The sequence below is a fragment of the Kribbella sp. NPDC051137 genome, assembly GCF_040682535.1.
Lineage (GTDB): Bacteria > Actinomycetota > Actinomycetes > Propionibacteriales > Kribbellaceae > Kribbella > Kribbella karoonensis.
In genome coordinates this window covers 1,468,519-1,485,729 of record NZ_JBFBBI010000002.1, presented here as the reverse complement: position 1 = coordinate 1,485,729, position 17,211 = coordinate 1,468,519, and the positions used below count along the sequence as shown (strand labels likewise).

Here is a 17,211-nt window from a genome sequence, read left to right as displayed (position 1 = left end):
TGCAACGGCCCGAGGGCGTCCCCCACACTGCTGCGGAGTCGCCCTCGGTGCGATTGATACACCAATTGGTCCAGAAAGTTTTTACCGTGCCGGCCGGGCCGGATGCTCACAGAGGAACGGCGCCCGGGAGGCGCTGGAGTGGTACGCGTACTGCTTTCCGCCGACCTCGAGGATCGTCCGGTTCCCCGGCACCAGCATCTGGGTGTACATCATCCCCGGCTCCGGGCAGCCGAGGCTGCCGTCCGGCCAGGTGACCTCGTCGGAGCTGACCACCCGCACCGCGGCGGCGTCGACACCCAGCCGCTGGGCCAGGTCGGCCACGGCCTGCTCGGCCGGAGTGCCGCCGGGGCTCGCCGGTACGGGACTGCTACTCGTGCTCGGCGTCATGGGCGGTTGTCCTCCAGTTGTCGACTCGTTGCCGCACGCAACCAGCAGCGCGGCCACCACTGCCACGGTCAGCACCTTGCGCATCACGATCACCTCTCACAGTAGACGCCGCCCGGTGACTGTTCGTTGCAGGTCGCCGACTGAGAGTTCGCTGAGAGCCGTTCACCTGATGTTTCCCGCGTGTCAGCCCACGCCATGAAGGATCCAGACCTCGGGAACCCGTCATTTCCAAGGAGTCACATCATGTCTGTCGACCGCCGTTCCGTCCTCCGCGGCGCCGCCGCCGGTGCCGCCGGCGTCGGCTTCACCACCGTCGGCGCCGTGCCGACGCTGGCCGAGGCCACGCCCGCGTCGCGTCCCGGGCGCGCGCCGTTCCCGCAGCACCGGCCCTTCCCGCCGCTGCTCGACGACCCGAAGGGCATCCTCGCGCTGCCGGCCGGATTCAAGTACAAGATCGTCACCGAGGCCGGGAAGACCAAGCTGACCACCGGTCACCCGACGCCGGACCACCACGACGGTACGGCGGTCTTCGGGCACGGGAACCGGTACCTGCTGATCCAGAACCACGAGATCAGCGGCGACGGCGCCCTCGGCGTGCCGCCGATCGAGGGCACGGTCTACGACACCGGCGTCGGCGCGGCCGGCGGCTGCACGGTCATCGACGTCGACAGGGACGGCACGAACCGCGGCGAGTGGGTCGGCATCTCCGGCACGCTGACGAACTGCGCCGGCGGCCCGACCCCGTGGGGCACCTGGATGACCTGCGAGGAGACCGAGAACAAGGCCAACGGCACCACCCGGCTGAAGGACCACGGCTACGTGTTCGAGGTCTGGGGCGACGGTAAGACCGCGCACCCGGTGCCGCTGAAGGCGCTCGGCCGGTACGCCCACGAGGCCCTCGCGATCGACGAGGACCGGACGCACGTCTACCTGTCCGAGGACGCCTCCGGCCCGAACGGGACCTTCTACCGCTGGTCGGCGCCGCGCGGCTACAAGCTCGGCCCGCGGAGCTGGCAGGACCTGCAGAACAAGGACTTCGGCACGCTCGAGGCGCTCGCCATCCTCGGTGACGACGGCAAGCCGATCCCGGACGTCGCGTACCTGACCTCGGCGCAACTGCTCCGCCCGTTCCGGGTCAAGTGGGTGCCGGTGCCGGACCGCGACGGTGCGGCCACGTCGGTGCGCAAGCAGTTCACCGACGGCCAGATCACCCGCGGCAAGAAGTTCGAGGGCGTCTTCGGCACCAAGGACGGCGTGTACGTCGTGAACTCGTACGCCGAGTCCGGTACGTCGGACCTGCCCGCGGACGCGGTCCCGCACGACGGCATGGTCTGGTTCTACAACTACGACGCCGAGACCATCCAGCTGGTCACGTACTTCCCGGAGAACACGGCCGCCGACAAGGGCGCCGGGGCGAAGTACGACGACTACAACTTCGACGGTCCGGACAACGTCACCGTGACGCCGTGGGGCTCGCTGGTGCTGGCCGAGGACGGCAACGCCAGCAGCCACGTGCTGAGCGCGACGCCGGGCGGCCCGACGTACGCCATCGCCCGGAACCAGCTGAACGACTCCGAGTTCACCGGCCCGACGTTCTCCGCCGACGGCAAGGTGCTGTTCGTCAACATCCAGACGCCGGGTATCACGCTCGCGATCACCGGCCCGTGGCGCGACTACCTCGGCTGAGCGCCCGCAGCAGGTTGACCGGGCGCGCGTCCGGCGCGTTGCGTACCTCGGTCATCAGGTAGGAGAAGGTGGTCCCGCGGCCCGGCCAGGCGCCGTGCCGCGAGCCACCGGCTCCGGCGTGCCCGAACGCGTCGGGCTCGTCACCCATCCGGCCGTCACCGGTCTGCAGCTCGAAGCCGGCGCCGTACCGCAGGTCGCTGGCGCGCCGGATCTCACGCCGCCCGAGCTCGACGGTCTTCGGCGCGAGGACACCGTCCGGGTCCAACAGAGCTGCATAGAACTTGGCCATCCCGCGAGCCGTCGCATAGCCGCCGACCGCCGCCAGGCCTGTGCGGCCAGGTGCGCCGCCATCGTCTCATGGTCGAGGAGGTCGGCGTACCCCGCCTCGACGCCCGGCAGCCGCGCCTGGTGCGAGAGCACCTCCGCGACAGTCGTGGACTCCTTGCCCTCGGCACCGAACTCCGGCCAGTACCGGCTCAGCGGATCGTCCAGCCGGACCTGCCCGCGCTGCACCAGCAGCAGGACGCACGCCGAGGTGAGGCCCTTCGTGCCGGAGAACATCAGCTGGATCGTGTCGCGCTCCGCCGTGCCTCCCCACAGGTCGGCCACCAGCTCGCCCCGGTGGTACGCCGCGAACGCCGCCCCCGGCTCGCCGTACTCGGTGAAGTTCCGCTCGAACGCCTCAGCCACGTGTGCCCACATGAGAGCTGATAGTACCGATCGTTCTTATCTTGGTCCAGGTCGGTAGGGTGGGGCCGTGGAGGTGATCGCACGATGCCGGTGAAGGCTGGCGAACGGCTGGACCCCGAGGCGACCCGGGCCCGGATCCTGAAGGCGGCGGCCGAGGTGTTCGGCCGGCGCGGCATCCACGCGGCCGGGATCAACGAGATCGTCGAGGCGGCGGGCGCCTCGAAGCTCACGATCTACAAGAACTTCGGCTCCAAGGAGGGCCTCGTCGAGGCGGTGCTGACCGACCGGACGCGGCGGGTCCGCGCCTGGCACCACGAGGTTGTCGACGCCGCACCGCCGGGCCGCGCGCAGGTCCTCGCGGTCTTCGACCTGATCGCGACCTGGTACGCCGAGGCCGGGTTCCGCGGGTGCGCGATGATGAACGCGGCCACCGAGGACCGCGGCCAGGACGGCGCGCCGCGGCGGCTCGCGCGGGACCACCTCCGGTTCTACCGCGAGCTGTTCGAGCGGTTGCTGGCGGACGCACGGCAGCCGGAGGTGATCGCGCGGCAGCTGGTCGTCGTACTGGAAGGCGCGACGCTGATCAGTGCGATCGACCAGGACCCCGGGCTCGGCGCGGAGGCGCGGGTCATCGTGGAGACACTGCTCGACGTGGCATTCTGAGCAGTACGACGACGCACGCGACCCCGGCACCGGCCGCCACCAGGAACGCCGCCGGGAAGCCGGCCCGCTCGGCGATCAGGCCACCGAGCGGACCCGCCGCCAGCACGCCGAGATCCCAGAACGACGTCATCACCCCCATCGACACGCCCGGCCGCAGCCCACGCACCCGGTCGAGCGTCATCGAGACACACGCCGGGTAGATCAACGCCATCCCGAACCCCGCGAACGCCGTTCCGACGAGCGCCGCCACCGGCGTACCGGCGCGCGCGATCACCACCAACGCGACGACCTCCACGGCGACGGTCGACACGGCAACCACCCGCCCGCCGTACCGATCCACCAACGGACTCCCCGCGAACCGCAGGAGCAGGAAGGCGCCCGCGAACACACTCAAGGCGAAACCGTCGGTCCCGAGGTGGTCCGCCCGCAACCGCAGCACCAACAAGGCGGCCACCGTCCCGTAGCAGTAGGCCGCCAGCCCCAGGATTGTCCCCGGCAACGGCACCCCGACCGGCACCAGCTCACGCACACCACCGATGCGCCCGAGCGACACCAGCTGCGACGGATCCTGGCGGGTCGTGAACACCAACCCGACCGACACAACACACAAGCCGATGACCATCCACCAAACCAGCCGGATCGGCCCGCTCACCGCGCCGGCCAAGACCGGACCGACTGCCAGGCCTCCCCACATCGAGAGGCCGAACCAGCCGGCAAGCTTTCCTCGCTCGGAGGTCCGGGCGCCGGACAGGACCCAGGGCAGCGCAGCCGAGAACAGCGCCGCCTCCCCCGCGCCCATCACCAACCGCGCGACCAGCAGCATCACCAGGTCTGGCGCCAGCAGTTGCCCGAGGCCACCAACCGCCGCCAGCACTCCCCCGGCGATCACCACCGGCCGCGACCGCCCCGCGTCCGCCAGCCACCCGGCGAACGGCCGGCCGCATGCCGTCGCCAAGAAGGCGATCCCGACCGCGGTCCCACTCGCCAGCGCGCCGCCGCCGAACTTCTCCGGCACGTACGCCGGCAACACCTGCAACGCCGCGCCGAACGCGAGGTAACCACAGAGGACCGCCACCCACAACCGCCGCACCGGAACAGTCATGGGCTAGATGATACCGCTCGTTATCTTCTAGTGTGGGCGAAGATCTGCTCGACCAGCGCTCGGACGTGCGGGTCGTCGACGGTGTAGATGTGGCGCCGCCCGTGGCGGTGGACCGTGATCAGTCCGGCGAGCCGGAGTTTGCCGAGGTGCTGGCTGGCGGTCGCCACACTGACCCCGGCGCGGTCCGCCAGCGTGCCGACGTCGTACTCGCCCCACGTCGCGAGCCACACCAGGTGCAGCCGCACGGGTGGCGACAACAACCCGAAGGTCCGAGCCGCGGCGGCAAGCTGCCGGCGGGTGGGGCCGACCGGGTGCCGGTCAGCCTCGCCCCGCGGGTACGTCGTACCGCTCGCGGGCCCGGACGCTGTCATCTCAGTAGATGTTCGACGGCCGGACCATGCCCTCGGCGAGGTCGCCGAAGCCGGGGGCCATGATCGCGCCGGGATTGCCGAGGATCTCCTCGACCACCGCGGTCTCGGTCGTGATCAGCAGTGCCGCGATCGACGCCGCGCTCTCCAGCGCGGCCCGCGTCACCTTCAGCGGATCCATCACGCCCTGGTCGAACATGTCGTCGTACTGCCCGGTGAGCGCGTTGAACCCGTGCCCGAGCGGCAGGTCGGCCACCTTCTTCACGACGTCGTCGCCGTCGTACCCGGCGTTGATCGCGATCCACCGCAGCGGTTCGGGCAGCGCGCGGCGTACGACCTCGCGGCCGATCGCGTCGTCACCGCTCAACTCGACGCGAGACACCGCCTCCTGCGCCTGCACCAGCGCCGTACCGCCGCCGGCCACCACGCCCTCCTCGACCGCGGCCCGGGTGGCGGCCAGCGAGTCCTCGACCCGCAGCATCCGCTCCTTCAGCTCGACACTCGTCGCCCCGCCGACCCGGATCACCGCGACCCGTCCCGACAGCCGCGCCATCCGCAGCTGCAAGCTGTCCCGGTCCGCGTCGATCCGAGCCCGCTCGAACTGCGTCTCCAGCTGCGCCAGCCGGGCCTCGACCAGTGCGGGATCACCGTGTCCGCCGACGATCGTCGTACCGTTCTCGCTGATCGTGATCCGGTCACACGTGCCCAGGTGCTCCAGCGCGACCTCGGCCAGCTCCAGCCCGGTGTCCTGAGCGATCACGTGGCCGCCCAGCGCCACCGCCAGGTCCTCCAGCTCGGCGATCCGCCGGTGCCCGAAACCCGGCGCCCGGACGACGACCGTCTGCATCGTGCCGTGCATGTTGCCGCCGACCAGGAACTGCAGCGCCGGCCCGGTGACGTCCTCGGCCAGCACCACCAGCGGCCGGTCGGCGCGCTTGGCCACCTCGACGGTCGGCATGATGTCCTGCACCTGGCTGATCTTCCGGTTGGTGAGCAGGATCACCGGGCGCTCGTGGACCGCCTCCATCCGCTCCTTGTCGGTGACCATGTACGCCGACGTGTACCCGTGGTCGAACTCGATCCCGTCGACCACGTCGACCGACAGCCCGAGCCCGTCGGACTCCTCGGTGCTGACGATCCCGTTCCGGCCGACCCGCTCGACCGCGGCCGCGATGACCTCGCCGATCGACTCGTCGTCGCCGGCCGCCATCGTGGCGATGTTCCGCAGGTCCTGCCCGCCGCCGACGTCGGCCGCCCAGGAGCGCAGCGTCGCGACCACCACCGGCACGGTCTGCTCGATGCCCCGGCGTACCCGCATCGGGTTGGCGCCCTCGTCGACCGCGCGCAGCCCCTCGCGGACCATCGCCTGGGCGAGAACGGTCGCGGTCGTCGTACCGTCGCCGACCACCCCGTTGGTCTTCATCGCGACTTCCTTGACCAGCTGGGCGCCCATGTTCGCGAACGGTTCGCGCAGCTGGATCTCCCGGGCGATCGTGACGCCGTCGTTGGTGATCGTCGGCGGTCCGGTCAGCTTCTCCAGGACGGCGTTGCGCCCCTTCGGCCCCAGCGTCACCTTGACGGCGTCGGCCAGGGCATTCACCCCGGACTCGAGCAACCGGCGCGCATCTTCGTTGAACCGCAGTTCCTTGGCCATGATCAGACCGCCTCTCGGGTCACGGGATGAGGATCGCCCGGCCGCGGACCAGCCCGCGGCCGAGATCGTCGATCGCCTGCTGGAAATCGGCGAGTGGGTACTTGCTGGTGTGCAGCGCGACCTTGCCCTGGGCGGCGAGCACCATCAGCTCCTGCAGGTCGGTGTAGGAGCCGACCAGGTTGCCGACGAAGTTGATCTCGGTCGAGATGATGTCGATCGTCGGTACGTCGAGGTTCTCGCCGTACCCGACGACGTAGTAGTTGCCGGCCCGCCGCAACATCGCGACGCCCTCCGCGGTGGCCCCGCCCTCGCCGACGAAGTCGATCACCGCCTGGGCGCCGCCGGTGAGCTCCAGGACCTGTCGCACCTGGGTGCCGTCGGCAACTATTCCGTGGTCCGCGCCGATCGACACCGCGAGCTCGACGGCGGCCGGGTTGCGATCGACCACGACCAGCGTCGCGGCCGAGATCGCCTTCAGCACCTGGATGCCGATGTGCCCGAGTCCGCCGGCGCCGATCATCACGCAGACGTCTCCGGGCCGCAGCACGGCCGCCGCCTTCCGGACCGCGTGGTACGCCGTGAGCCCCGCGTCCGCGAGCGCCGCGACGTCGGCCGGCTCCAGGCTGTCGTCGATCCGTACGACGCTGCGGGCCGTCGTCCGCAGGTACTCGGCGTACCCGCCGTCGGTGTCGATCCCCGGGAACCGGCTGTTCTCGCAGTGCACGTCGTCGCCGAACCGGCACGCGCGGCACAGCCCGCAGGTGATCAACGGGTGCAGGATCACCTTGTCGCCGGGCTTGACGTTCGTGACCGCGTCCCCGACCGCCTGCACCCAGCCGGCGTTCTCGTGGCCGATCGTGTACGGCAGCGTCACGCCGGACTTCTCCGCCCACTGCCCTTCCAGGATGTGCAGGTCGGTCCGGCACACCCCCGCACCGCCGACCCGGACGACGACGTCGAGCGGACCCTCGACCTTCGGCTCCGGTACGTCGGCCAGCTTCAGGTCGGTGTGATACCCGACAACTTGGACCGCTCTCATGTCGTGCTCCCATATCTCGTAGCCAGCAGTCCGCGGCAGAAGTGCGCGTTGCCCTCGATCGAGATCCGCACGGATTTCGCGAACCGCAACCGGAGCGGGACGTCCTCGGCCGCGAGCGCCCGTCCTTCCTCGTCCACCACGAGCCGCTCGGTGGGGCCGACGCCGAGGCCGATCGTGGCCCGGCGCCGGAGCAACGCCTCCTTCGGCGAACCCTCCGGAACATCCGCGAGCGTGACCAGATGGAGATCGTCCACGGTCACGTCGGTCGTCCGCAGTAGTTGCTCGGCGCACCGTTCCATCGCGGCGGTGTGTGCCTTGCGATGGAAGACGCCGCGCAGTTCGTCCAGGCTCTGCTCCGCCTCGACGCCGAAGGTTCCGACGTACCCTGCCTCCGCCGCGAGGCCGGCGTTGATCTTGTCCGAGTCGTGGTGGTCGTCCAGCTGGACGACCACCTGTCCGATCCGCTCCACCCGGCGGAGGGCGTCCAGTGCGTCGGACGCCATCAGGTAGGCGAAGTTCGGCGAGCAGAACGAGGTCGGCAGCCGCAGGTGCACGGTCACGTTCCCGTCCTGGATCCGGACCGAGCGGACGAAGCCGAGGTCGGTGATCGGCTCGTCCAGCTCGGGATCCACCACCGTCGACAGGGCCGCGAGGACCCTGTCGGACAGTGACAGACTCTGCGACGTGGTGGCGACGGCGATCATGGCCGTGCGCCCGCCGCGACTTCGGCCGGTGCGTCACCGGCATCGGTCGGCAGCCGCAGTTCCTCCGGTACGTCGAGGTCGTACAGCGCGGCCGCGTTCAGGCCGAGGATCTTCTTCTTCTGCGCGGTCGTGATCGGCGCGTACTCCGGCAGGTCGTCCGGGATCTGGAAGTCCACGAACTTCTCCACCAGCCATTTCGGCGTCCACAACGCGTAGTCGCTGGCGAACAGGATCTTGTCCTCGCCGAGCCAGTACAGCAGCTCGCCGATGATCTGCGCGAAGTACTTCGGCCGGGCGTGCACGAACGGCATCGCGACCGCGAGCCCGCCGTACACGTTGGACTCCTGGGTGGCGATCCAGCAGAAGTCCTCCAGCCGCGGCAGACCGACGTGCTCGACGACAAAGTTCAGGTCGAGGTAGTCGGTGGCGACCTTGTCGATGTCCGCGACGTCGAACGCGTCCCGGTCCAGCGGCCGGATCGTCGGGCCCTTGTGCACGTGGATGTTCTTGATCCCGAGCTTCAGGCACTCCTCCAGGTACCGGCGCGACCACGGCTCGTCGAGCTTGTAGCCGCGCGAGTCGCCGTGCCACTCGGCGGTGTAGAGCTTCACGCCCTTCAGGTTCATCCGCTCGGCGTCCCGGCGTAGTTGCTCGAGGCCCGCTTCACCGTTGCGCGGGTCGTAGGCGTGGTTGTACGTCAGCCTGCCCGGGTGCGCCTGGGTCAGCCCGAACGCTTCCTCGGTCTGGCCGAACCCGGCCTTGTAGAAGTCGCTCAGCAGCGTGGCCTGGAAGATCGCGTGGTCGGCGTACCCCTCGTCGAACACGTCCTTCATCAGCCGCTGGCCGCCGTAGTACGTGTAGGTGTCGTAGTCCCACACCTCCTCTTCGGGGCTCAGGTTGCGGTGGTAGTCGTAGAAGCAGTCGATGAACTGCTTGCCGTGCACGTTCTTCTGGTTCGACTCGCGGCCGTCCCAGAGGTGTACGTGCGCGTCGACCACGTAGTACTTCTCGCCGTCCTTCTCGTACATGCGTGCCCTCCTAGTGGGCGGTGAGGTCGAAGCCGATGTACTCGGCGGCGTCCTCGGGGCTGGCGAACAGCAGGGTCCGCTCGTCCAGGTGCACCATCCGGCCGTAGTGCGTCGAGCTGATCTCCTCGAACACCGAGCCGTCGAAGTCCGACCCGAGCGCGTCGGACAGCTCGTCGTAGTCGAAGTCGAGGATCCCGATCCCGTCGACGCGGATCATCGACGGGTACTCGGTCAGCTCGACGCCTTCCTTCGCACCCATCACCTCCGCGACCACCCGGCCGACCGGCGTGTTCATCAGGGTCACGCCGCACTTGTTCGAGAACTTCGTCTCGGATCCGAACTGCATCGCGGTCATCGGTCCAGCTCCTTCGGGGTCTCGAGCCCGAGCTCGGCGAGCAACGAGCTGAACTTCTGCTTGGCCGCGTCGAAGCTCGACGCGAAGGTCACGGCCTTGTCGGCCGGCTGCGACCAGATCGGCTGCAGCGCGTGCGCCGCGTCGACGCACCGCGGTACCCAGGTGGCCATCCACTCGCCGAACAGTTCCTTGTTGCGCTCGCCGAACTGCTCGTCGCGGGTCAGCAGGCGGTACAGGTTGCGGGAGTAGCCGAGGTCGCGGTCGTAGTCGTGCTCGCCGGTACCGACGAGCGTCGGCGTGATGTAGTCGCCGTTGCGGGCCGCGATCTGCATCACCAGCTCGGTCCGGAACAGCGAGCCGACGAGCTGCTCGAAGACGATGTTCGTCGCGAACAGCAACTCGCACCAGTCGCCGACCGCGGTCAGCTGCTCGACGACCTGGCGGGTCGGCTGCCACTCCGGCGCCGACTGCCAGACCTCCTTGTGCGCCGAGCCGTCGAACGGTACGTCGGCCTCGCTCAGGTCCAGGTTGAACAGCGCCAGGTCCTGCGCGAACCGCATCTTGTGCGCCGCGTTCACCGCTACCGCGGTGTTGATCATGTTCGTCGGGCCGGACCGCTGGATGCTGGTGAAGACGTGCAGCGCCAGGCCGTTCTCGGCGTGCATCCAGGCGCCCAGGTTGCGCTCGATGAACTTCAGCCAGGCCGTGTTCCAGCTGTCGTACGCCCTGGCCCGCTTGGCGTTCTGCAGGCCGAGGTCGACCTGCCGCACGGTCGCGGAGTTGTTGCGGTAGATCGTCTGGTTCCACTCCTCGTTCGGGTCGAGGAACGCGTGCCAGTTGGACGACTTCGCCTGCGTCCACTCCTTCGGGTAGCCGCCGGGGCCGTTGCCGAAGCCGTAGATCCAGCCCTGGCTCAGGTGCCGGTCCGGGTCGGGCTGGACGTCGACCGTGACGTCCTCGTACATCGTCGCGCGCAGCTTGGCCGGCTTGTAGTAGTTGTAGCTGCGGCTGGTCGAGCTGGGGAACTCCAGCGCACCGGCCTCGGAGTCGGTGAACTCGATCTTCGGGAAACTGCGTTGCTTGGTTTGCGTCATCTCAGGCTCCATCGGTCGCTGGGCTGGTGAACTTGTCGTAGAAGATCTGGTCCTTCGGTACCGCGTGGTTTTCCAGCAGGCCGAGCGCCGCGTCCACCATCGGCGGCGGCCCGCACAGGTACGTCTCGCACTTGCTCAGTTGCGGTTCCCGGCGTTCGACCACCTCGGTGACGTTGCCGACCTCGTGCGCCCCTTCGGGCGACTCGGACAGGCAGGCCACGAACTCGAAGTCGGTGAGGGTCGCTCCGAGGTCGCGGATCGCGTCCAGGTAGAACAGGTCGGCCGCCGTCCGGGCGCCGTAGTAGAAGCGGACCGGCCGGGTGCTGCCGGTCTCGCTGAGGTGCCGCAGGATCGACAGGATCGGCGCCATCCCCGCCCCGCCGGCGACGCAGACCACCGGCAGCACGTGACCGTCCTTCAGGGTGGACGATCCGTACGGGCCGGTCATCGACAACTCGTCGCCGACCGCCAGGCCGTCGTCGAGCAGGCCGGAGAACCGGCCGCCGGGGTACTTCTTGATCAGGAACTCGATCTCGCCGGCCGGTGTCGTGGCCATCGAGAACGAGCGGTGCTCGTCGGTGCCGGGGATCGTGAGGTCGACGTACTGCCCCGGCTTGAAGTCGAACTCCTCGGCCGGTTTCAGCCGTAACGACACGATGTCCCGGGTGACCGGCTCGATCGCGGCCACCGTCGTACCCACGGTCCGGATCGGGATGCCGCCGAGCAGCTCGTCCTCGTCGAAGTTCAGCAACTCGATCGTGCAGTCGCTGAACGCGTGCGCCTTGCAGAGCAGCACGTAGCCTTCCGCGACCTCGGCGTCGTTGCACGCGAACGTCGAGTAGCGCTCCATCTGGATGTCGCCGTCGAGCAGGTACGACTTGCACGCCGAGCACTGTCCCTCGCGGCAGCCGTGCATCAGGTGGATACCTTGCCGGAACGCCGCGTCGAGGATCTTCTCGTCCTCGTCGACCTCCATCTCGATGCCGACCGGTTCGAACTGGATACGATGTTTGTCGGCCACCCGGACCACCTCAGCTCGCGCGGTACGCCGCGACGTGCGCCTCGCGCTCCGCGTCGGTCATCTCGTTCAGCAGCACGTTCGGGCTGTTGAAGGTGTTGCCGCGGACGTCGTCCAGGGTCCACATCTTCTTCGGGTCCAGGTCGAGGTGCGGCTGCCCGATCAGCGTCTTGCCGTCGTCGCGGACGTAGCCGAGGTCGGAGACGATGTCGGCCAGGTCCTTGCCGTGGTGCAGCGTCTCCCACTCACGGAAGCCGGTCAGCCGGCCCATGTTCGGCGTCGGACGGCCGTCGTACTCGCTCCGGAACGCGACCGCGTCGGTCCAGTAGCAGGTCTCCGAGCAGTACGTCCGCCACTGGTCGTCGACCTTCTCGACCACCATGTCCTCGTGGATCAGCGCCGGCACCATGCAGGTCCAGCAGCGGTGCGGGTACTGGTAGCCGACGTCCTCGAACGCGATCGGCTTGTTCCGGCCCGGGTACGCGAGGCGGTTGTAGTTCTCCCACCACTTGCCGTACTTCGAGTACCAGCCCGGGTACTTGTCCTCGAACCACTCGAAGTCCTTGTCGGTCATCGCGTCGATCCGCCAGTAGTTCACCGGCCAGCCGGTGGCGAAGAACCGCGCGACCTCATGCACGTAGCCCTTGTTCGTGATCCGGTTCCACGCTTCCTCCACCAGGTCGTGCGGAATCGTGAGCCCGTACTTCTCCAGCGGCAGCAGGTAGCTGCGGTAGTAGTCGTCGTAGATCCAGCGACGCCACATCTCGGCATAGCTCTCACGATCCTTACGGCGGTCCTTCGTGCCGTACTCGATGAACGTGCCGATCGCCGCGTCCACGACGCAGTGGTTGTTCCACCACGCGTACCGCAGGTCGCGCTCCAGCAGCGGCCGGTTGCGCTCGTCGGCGAGTGCCATCAGCAGGATCGAGTATCCGTTGCTGATGTGCCGCGACTCGTCCGACTGCACCGAGTGGAACACGGTCGGCAGCAGGTAGTCGCCGTTCGCGGCGGCCTCGTCGGGCATCGCGACGAACAGCGTGTTGGTGAACGCGGTCTCGGCGACCACGGTCAGGTAGATGTTCGCGGCGGTGATCGCGTCACCGGTGATGAACCCCTCGCCGAACTGCCGGCCGATGGTGCCCGCGTAGTTGTTCGCGAACGCCTTCTCGGTCATGTCGAAGCCGGCCGGGTCGATGTAGTTGTTCATGTACAGCCGCTTGAGGTTCATCTGGATCGTCGAGTGCCGGACCTCGTCGATCATCTGGACCGCGAGCCCGTTGTGGATCTCCGGGTTCGGGACCGCGTCGATCGCCATCGGCATCGCCCGCGCCGCGGAGATCTCCGGGAACGGGATGATGCTGAGGAACAGCTTCTGCCACTCCAGCCAGCGCTGCTGGACCTGGCGGAACATGTTGCCGCGGATGGCGCCGTCCATGGCGCCGTACACGCGGTTGTCCTTCTCCTCCTCCATCGGGAAGTAGGACCGCATGATCTGCTTCAGCGGGTCCTTCTTCGGCGCCTTCTCGAACGTGTAGTCGGTGCCGAACCGGGTCGCCGGGGTGGCGAAGGTCGGCTCCCACGAGAGCTCCGTGATCTTCGCGTGGGCCTTGGTGAGACTTTGCCTGCTCATGTGCCTGCCTCCAGGGGTCGGGCTGATTGCAGAGATGAAAGCCGGACCTGGAGCGGGCTGCTGTCTCAATGTGAGATACCGGTCACACCGTTGCCGAACTACCTTGGTCGGTGTTCGCTGGGGAGATCCGTCGATCGAGGAGGTGCACGATGTCGCTTCGCGAGTCGATCCTGCTGTCCTGGCAGCGGTCGGAGGCGTCGCTGGTGGACGTCGACCAGCCCTCACCGGCGTACATCCCCGGGCTCGACGTCGACACCACGCTCACCCGGGCGGCCCGCCCGGTCATCGACGCGCTGGCCTCGGAGCTCACCAACGAGCCGGTCTGCATCATCCTGACCGACGCCAAGGGTGTCGTACTGGACCGCCGAGGCGGCGACCCGTCGCTGATCCGCCGCCTGGACGCGGTCGACCTCTGCCCCGGTTTCACGTACGCCGAGTCCGAGGTCGGCACCAACGGCATCGGTACGGCACTCGAGGTCGGCGGTCCGATCCTGGTGCTCGGACCTGAGCACTACACCGGTGTACTGCGCCGGTTCGCGTGCGCGGGAGCACCGATCACGCACCCGGTCACGGGCGGTCAGCTCGGCGTCCTGGACATCACCACGCAGGCGCAGAACTCGAACGCGGTGCTGCTGTCGTTCGCGAAACTCGCCGCCCGGCGGATCCAGGAGCGGATCGTCGAGGAGGCCAACGCCCTCGACCAGGCGCTGCTGAGCGACTACTACGCGGCCTGCCGGCACACCGGCGGCTCGGTGATCGCGCTCGGCGAAGAGGTGTTCATGATCAACGCCCACGCCCAGGCGCACTTCGACTCGGTCGACCAGGCGGCGCTGATCGACCGGACCCGGGACGCCCGCGGCGGCACCCGGCCGTGCACGTTCATCGCCGACCTGCCCAGCGGGTTCACCGCCCGGCTCGCGTACCAGCCGACCTTCCTCGGCAACCGGCTGGCCGGCGGCATCGTCCAGGTCCGCGAGCACCGCTCAGGGCTGCGGAGCGCCGGGAGCCCCGCCCGGGTGCCGACGCTGCCCGGCGTGATCGGCACCAGCGCCCTGTGGCGGCACACGACGCAGGAAGTCCTCGAATCTGCCGGCCGGGCCGAGTGGATCGTCGCCGAAGGCGAGTCCGGGACCGGCAAGCTGACCCTGCTCCGGGCCGTGCACAACTACTCGCGGCCGGGCAACCGGCTGGTGGTCGTCGACGCCGACGACGCCGAGGTCGTCAACGCCGCGACCACCGAGCTCGAAGCAGGTTCGGACCTTGTCCTGCGGCACGCGCACCTGCTGTCCACCGACGACATCCACGCTCTCGTTGAGGTACTGCAGACCGTCCGGGACAGCCTGTCCGACGAGCCGTGGATCGCGTTGACGGTCGTCACCGGGCAGTCCGGCGTGCAGGACGAGCTGGACACCCAGCTACTGCGGTTCTTCCCACGCACAGTCGCCGTGCCACCGTTGCGGCATCACCTGGACGACGTACAGGCGCTCGTACCGCACCTGCTCGCGCGGACCGGTGTCGCCGGGGTGACGCTTTCGCAGGCCGCGGTGAGCCAGCTGATGCGGTTGCCGTGGCCCGGAAACGTGACGCATCTGCGGACCGTCCTGGGCGAGGTCGCGCGGCGCCGCCGGTCCGGGGTCGTCGAGCTGGACGAGCTGCCAGCCGAGTGCCGGGCGACGACCCGGCGGCACCTGACCCGGCTGGAGGCGCTCGAACGGGACGCGATCGTCGACGCGCTCGCCGCACACCACGGCGACAAGGCGGCGGCCGCACTGGCGCTCGGGATGTCGCGCGCGACGATCTACCGGAAGATCCGTGACTACGCGCTCGTCACCTGAGCTCGTCGCTGAGCACGATCTCGCAGTTGTAGTGCTGGGACGCCGTCATCTCGCCGCGGAACCAGAGCAGCGGAACCCGGCCTGGGTCGCCCGGTGCGACGATCGGGCGCAGGTTGTCACCTTGTGAGCCCTCGGTGATCGGCGTCCACGTCCAGGTCTCGCCGCTGTCCGCCGTACGCGCGTGAAAGATCTCGTGGTGCTCGCACGCGGCGCCGTCGCGCGGGTCGATCGGGGTGGAGACGTACAGCGAGTCGAGGTCGTACGGGTCGATCGCGACCAGGCCTGTGTAGTCGTTCTCGTGCTTGAGGAGACCGTGGCCCGCTTTGGCCAGCTGGTTGACCTGCCAGGTGTTCCCGGGAGCGAGGCGGGCGTAGAAGAAGCGGTGGTCCGGCACCGGATGCTCTCGCGCGAAGGCATCCTCCGGGTTGTCCGGCGTGTTGTGACGGGCCAGCAGGACCGCGGCAACCTCGTCGCCGGCGCGGCGGATGTCGACGGTCCAGCAGTGCGTCATCGGCTCGCCGTCCCAGACCGAGTCCGCCTGCAGGATCGTGGTCAGGTCGACCTGTGACGGGGCGTCGCCGTCGAGCGCCTTCTCGTCCACCACGGTGCCGTCGGTGCGGTGCAGCGCGCCGGCTTCGAGGTACCCGTGGTAGATCGAGTTGTTGTAGTCCCGCGGGTGATGGTCGGTCGTGATCAGGTCGATCCGTCGCGGTGTGGACGTGTAGCGCGTGTAGCCGTTGACGTAGCCGACCTTCGGACGGGTGAAGAGCTTGCCCGCGTACGTCCAGGTGTCGCCCTCGTCGTCGGACACCAGCGCGCACGGGTCGTCGTTCACCGCCCGGGCGAAGCAGTACAGGCGGCCGTCGAGTTCGTGCAGGTTCGAGTACGTGACGCCGCGCCCGCCGGTGTGCTCGCTCCAGTCGAACGTCCGCTCCGGTCCCCAGGTCCGCGGGTCACCGGGCTCGCTCACCCGCCAGCGGGTCAGGTCGTCGGTCTTGTGCTTCGTGTAAACGGCCAGCCACCGGCCGTCCGTACGCCGCCACAACGCCGGCACGTCGTGGTCGTCCGCCTCGAACCGCTCGTGCAGTACGACGATGTCCGCCGTACCGGTGGCCAGGTCGACGACGGTCAGCTCGACGTTCCCGGCGCGCGCGTCGCCGCCGGGACCTTCGGGCGCCGCGATCGACCCGACGACGAGTACGCCGTTGTCCGGGTCGACCACCGCCCGCTCGTCCTGGAACCAGCACCAAGCACCGTTGTCATTGATCACTCGCACCATGACAGCTCAGTCTGGCAGGGATCGACGCTGTGGGTAAGCGTTTGCCAGTATGTGGTCAGGCGAGACCGAAGCCGCCCGTCCAGGGCGTCTTCTCGGCGACCGCGAGGGTGAGCTGCAGGAAGCCGAGCGCCTCGAGTTCGCGGGCGCGCTTCAGGGAACCGGCGTCGACGGCGCGCAGGCCGCCGGCGGAGACGATCCCGGCCAGCAGCGCCTTGGCGTCCGCGTCGTCACCGGCGATCAGGACCGTGGTCGGGACCTCGCCGGCCTTGCCGGTGGCGACCGTCGCCGCGAAGTTCGTGTTGAACGCCTTCAGCACCTTCGAGTCCGGGAGTTCGGCGGCCAGCTCCGCCGCCGCGGAACCGTCGGCCGGGACCGTCAGCGAGTCGAAGGTCTCGAAGTTCAGCGGGTTGCTGATGTCCACGACGACCTTGCCGGCCAGCTGGTCGGCGCGCTCCGCGAGCACCTGCTCGTACGCCGGATACGGCGTCGCGAGGATCACGACCTCGCCGGTGACCGGCCGGTCCTTGTCGGTGGAGTTGAACAGCTCGACCGTGTTGCCGCCCTTGGCGACGACCGCGGAGATCGCCTGGCCCATGTTGCCGCTGCCGATGATGCTGACGTGCGTCATGCTCTCGCTCCTTTGGTTGTAGCTTCAACAATCACGATAGCGGTTTTTGAT

The 17,211-nt window shown here is 68.9% G+C and carries 17 protein-coding genes and 1 pseudogene; 3 read left to right on the top strand and 15 right to left on the bottom strand.

Features of this window, described 5'->3' with window-relative positions; translation table 11 throughout:
* Nucleotides 1-81: 81 nt before the first annotated feature.
* On the bottom strand, nt 82-471 hold the full coding sequence (locus AB0M51_RS14565; protein ID WP_344187256.1) for a hypothetical protein: 390 nt from the start codon (nt 469-471) through the stop codon (nt 82-84).
* A 159-nt stretch (nt 472-630) separates the two neighbouring features.
* Between AB0M51_RS14565 and AB0M51_RS14560 the strand changes: the two genes are divergently transcribed.
* On the top strand, nt 631-2,073 hold the full coding sequence (locus AB0M51_RS14560; RefSeq protein WP_344187258.1) for an alkaline phosphatase PhoX: 1,443 nt from the start codon (nt 631-633) through the stop codon (nt 2,071-2,073).
* Here AB0M51_RS14560 and AB0M51_RS14555 read toward each other — a convergent pair.
* Together AB0M51_RS14555 and AB0M51_RS14550 are read right to left on the bottom strand one after the other, a co-directional pair.
* Nucleotides 2,042-2,362, bottom strand: a complete 321-nt coding sequence (locus AB0M51_RS14555; RefSeq protein ID WP_344187260.1) for a hypothetical protein — start codon at nt 2,360-2,362, stop codon at nt 2,042-2,044. The genes AB0M51_RS14560 and AB0M51_RS14555 overlap by 32 nt on opposite strands.
* A gap of 105 nt (nt 2,363-2,467) precedes the next feature.
* Nucleotides 2,468-2,775: pseudogene (locus AB0M51_RS14550) on the bottom strand (serine hydrolase domain-containing protein); the annotation flags it as partial.
* A 72-nt stretch (nt 2,776-2,847) separates the two neighbouring features.
* On the opposite strand from AB0M51_RS14550, the gene AB0M51_RS14545 reads away from it, so the two are divergent.
* Nucleotides 2,848-3,426, top strand: a complete 579-nt coding sequence (locus AB0M51_RS14545; protein WP_344187264.1) for a TetR/AcrR family transcriptional regulator — start codon at nt 2,848-2,850, stop codon at nt 3,424-3,426.
* On the opposite strand, the gene AB0M51_RS14540 is transcribed toward AB0M51_RS14545, so the two are convergent.
* Genes AB0M51_RS14540 through AB0M51_RS14495 form a run of 10 tightly spaced genes read right to left on the bottom strand, consistent with a single transcriptional unit; the run spans nt 3,392 to nt 13,418 of the window.
* Nucleotides 3,392-4,528 (bottom strand): MFS transporter, encoded by a 1,137-nt coding sequence (locus AB0M51_RS14540; RefSeq protein ID WP_344187266.1) that lies wholly within the window; start codon nt 4,526-4,528, stop codon nt 3,392-3,394. The two genes, AB0M51_RS14545 and AB0M51_RS14540, sit on opposite strands and share 35 nt — an antisense overlap.
* Before the next feature lie 20 nt (nt 4,529-4,548).
* A complete protein-coding gene (locus AB0M51_RS14535) occupies nt 4,549-4,899 on the bottom strand; it encodes a metalloregulator ArsR/SmtB family transcription factor (RefSeq protein WP_344187268.1) in 351 nt (116 codons plus the stop codon).
* Between the two features lies 1 nt (nt 4,900).
* The gene (groL, locus tag AB0M51_RS14530) at nt 4,901-6,550 is read right to left on the bottom strand and encodes a chaperonin GroEL (protein ID WP_344187272.1); all 1,650 of its coding nucleotides are present in this window, start codon (nt 6,548-6,550) and stop codon (nt 4,901-4,903) included.
* 19 nt (nt 6,551-6,569) lie between these two features.
* Entirely contained in the window at nt 6,570-7,589 is a 1,020-nt protein-coding gene (locus tag AB0M51_RS14525) for an NAD(P)-dependent alcohol dehydrogenase (protein ID WP_344187274.1), read from the bottom strand.
* Nucleotides 7,586-8,293 carry an iron-sulfur cluster assembly protein gene (locus AB0M51_RS14520; protein ID WP_344187277.1) on the bottom strand — a complete coding sequence of 236 codons (708 nt, stop codon included), beginning with the start codon at nt 8,291-8,293 and terminating at the stop codon, nt 7,586-7,588. Before AB0M51_RS14520 ends, AB0M51_RS14525 begins: the two co-directional genes overlap by 4 nt.
* Nucleotides 8,290-9,321 carry an amidohydrolase family protein gene (locus AB0M51_RS14515; RefSeq protein WP_363749466.1) on the bottom strand — a complete coding sequence of 344 codons (1,032 nt, stop codon included), beginning with the start codon at nt 9,319-9,321 and terminating at the stop codon, nt 8,290-8,292. Before AB0M51_RS14515 ends, AB0M51_RS14520 begins: the two co-directional genes overlap by 4 nt.
* 10 nt (nt 9,322-9,331) lie before the next feature.
* Nucleotides 9,332-9,676: a propane 2-monooxygenase effector subunit MimD gene (gene mimD, locus AB0M51_RS14510; RefSeq protein ID WP_344187282.1), complete on the bottom strand. Its 345-nt coding sequence runs from the start codon at nt 9,674-9,676 to the stop codon at nt 9,332-9,334.
* On the bottom strand, nt 9,673-10,770 hold the full coding sequence (locus AB0M51_RS14505) for an aromatic/alkene monooxygenase hydroxylase subunit beta (protein ID WP_363749465.1): 1,098 nt from the start codon (nt 10,768-10,770) through the stop codon (nt 9,673-9,675). The genes mimD and AB0M51_RS14505 overlap by 4 nt, the downstream gene beginning before the upstream one ends.
* 1 nt (nt 10,771) lies before the next feature.
* Complete coding sequence (locus AB0M51_RS14500; RefSeq protein ID WP_363749464.1) at nt 10,772-11,791, bottom strand: 2Fe-2S iron-sulfur cluster-binding protein; 1,020 nt, start codon at nt 11,789-11,791, stop codon at nt 10,772-10,774.
* Between the two features lie 10 nt (nt 11,792-11,801).
* Nucleotides 11,802-13,418 carry a hypothetical protein gene (locus tag AB0M51_RS14495; protein ID WP_344187291.1) on the bottom strand — a complete coding sequence of 539 codons (1,617 nt, stop codon included), beginning with the start codon at nt 13,416-13,418 and terminating at the stop codon, nt 11,802-11,804.
* Nucleotides 13,419-13,567: 149 nt separating this feature from the next.
* Between AB0M51_RS14495 and AB0M51_RS14490 the strand changes: the two genes are divergently transcribed.
* Nucleotides 13,568-15,253 carry a helix-turn-helix domain-containing protein gene (locus AB0M51_RS14490; RefSeq protein WP_363749463.1) on the top strand — a complete coding sequence of 562 codons (1,686 nt, stop codon included), beginning with the start codon at nt 13,568-13,570 and terminating at the stop codon, nt 15,251-15,253.
* On the opposite strand, the gene AB0M51_RS14485 is transcribed toward AB0M51_RS14490, so the two are convergent.
* Nucleotides 15,246-16,532 carry a BNR-4 repeat-containing protein gene (locus AB0M51_RS14485; RefSeq protein WP_363749462.1) on the bottom strand — a complete coding sequence of 429 codons (1,287 nt, stop codon included), beginning with the start codon at nt 16,530-16,532 and terminating at the stop codon, nt 15,246-15,248. The genes AB0M51_RS14490 and AB0M51_RS14485 overlap by 8 nt on opposite strands.
* 55 nt (nt 16,533-16,587) lie before the next feature.
* Nucleotides 16,588-17,160 (bottom strand): NADPH-dependent F420 reductase, encoded by a 573-nt coding sequence (locus AB0M51_RS14480; RefSeq protein WP_363749461.1) that lies wholly within the window; start codon nt 17,158-17,160, stop codon nt 16,588-16,590.
* Nucleotides 17,161-17,211 lie beyond the last annotated feature (51 nt).

Coding starts and splice junctions, on each gene's coding strand:
- AB0M51_RS14565 (WP_344187256.1), bottom strand. CDS start 471: ATGCGCAAGGTGCTGACCGTGGCAGTGGTGGCCGCGCTGCTGGTTGCG.
- AB0M51_RS14560 (WP_344187258.1), top strand. CDS start 631: ATGTCTGTCGACCGCCGTTCCGTCCTCCGCGGCGCCGCCGCCGGTGCC.
- AB0M51_RS14555 (WP_344187260.1), bottom strand. CDS start 2,362: ATGGCCAAGTTCTATGCAGCTCTGTTGGACCCGGACGGTGTCCTCGCG.
- AB0M51_RS14545 (WP_344187264.1), top strand. CDS start 2,848: ATGCCGGTGAAGGCTGGCGAACGGCTGGACCCCGAGGCGACCCGGGCC.
- AB0M51_RS14540 (WP_344187266.1), bottom strand. CDS start 4,528: ATGACTGTTCCGGTGCGGCGGTTGTGGGTGGCGGTCCTCTGTGGTTAC.
- AB0M51_RS14535 (WP_344187268.1), bottom strand. CDS start 4,899: ATGACAGCGTCCGGGCCCGCGAGCGGTACGACGTACCCGCGGGGCGAG.
- groL (WP_344187272.1), bottom strand. CDS start 6,550: ATGGCCAAGGAACTGCGGTTCAACGAAGATGCGCGCCGGTTGCTCGAG.
- AB0M51_RS14525 (WP_344187274.1), bottom strand. CDS start 7,589: ATGAGAGCGGTCCAAGTTGTCGGGTATCACACCGACCTGAAGCTGGCC.
- AB0M51_RS14520 (WP_344187277.1), bottom strand. CDS start 8,293: ATGATCGCCGTCGCCACCACGTCGCAGAGTCTGTCACTGTCCGACAGG.
- AB0M51_RS14515 (WP_363749466.1), bottom strand. CDS start 9,321: ATGTACGAGAAGGACGGCGAGAAGTACTACGTGGTCGACGCGCACGTA.
- mimD (WP_344187282.1), bottom strand. CDS start 9,676: ATGACCGCGATGCAGTTCGGATCCGAGACGAAGTTCTCGAACAAGTGC.
- AB0M51_RS14505 (WP_363749465.1), bottom strand. CDS start 10,770: ATGACGCAAACCAAGCAACGCAGTTTCCCGAAGATCGAGTTCACCGAC.
- AB0M51_RS14495 (WP_344187291.1), bottom strand. CDS start 13,418: ATGAGCAGGCAAAGTCTCACCAAGGCCCACGCGAAGATCACGGAGCTC.
- AB0M51_RS14490 (WP_363749463.1), top strand. CDS start 13,568: ATGTCGCTTCGCGAGTCGATCCTGCTGTCCTGGCAGCGGTCGGAGGCG.
- AB0M51_RS14485 (WP_363749462.1), bottom strand. CDS start 16,532: ATGGTGCGAGTGATCAATGACAACGGTGCTTGGTGCTGGTTCCAGGAC.
- AB0M51_RS14480 (WP_363749461.1), bottom strand. CDS start 17,160: ATGACGCACGTCAGCATCATCGGCAGCGGCAACATGGGCCAGGCGATC.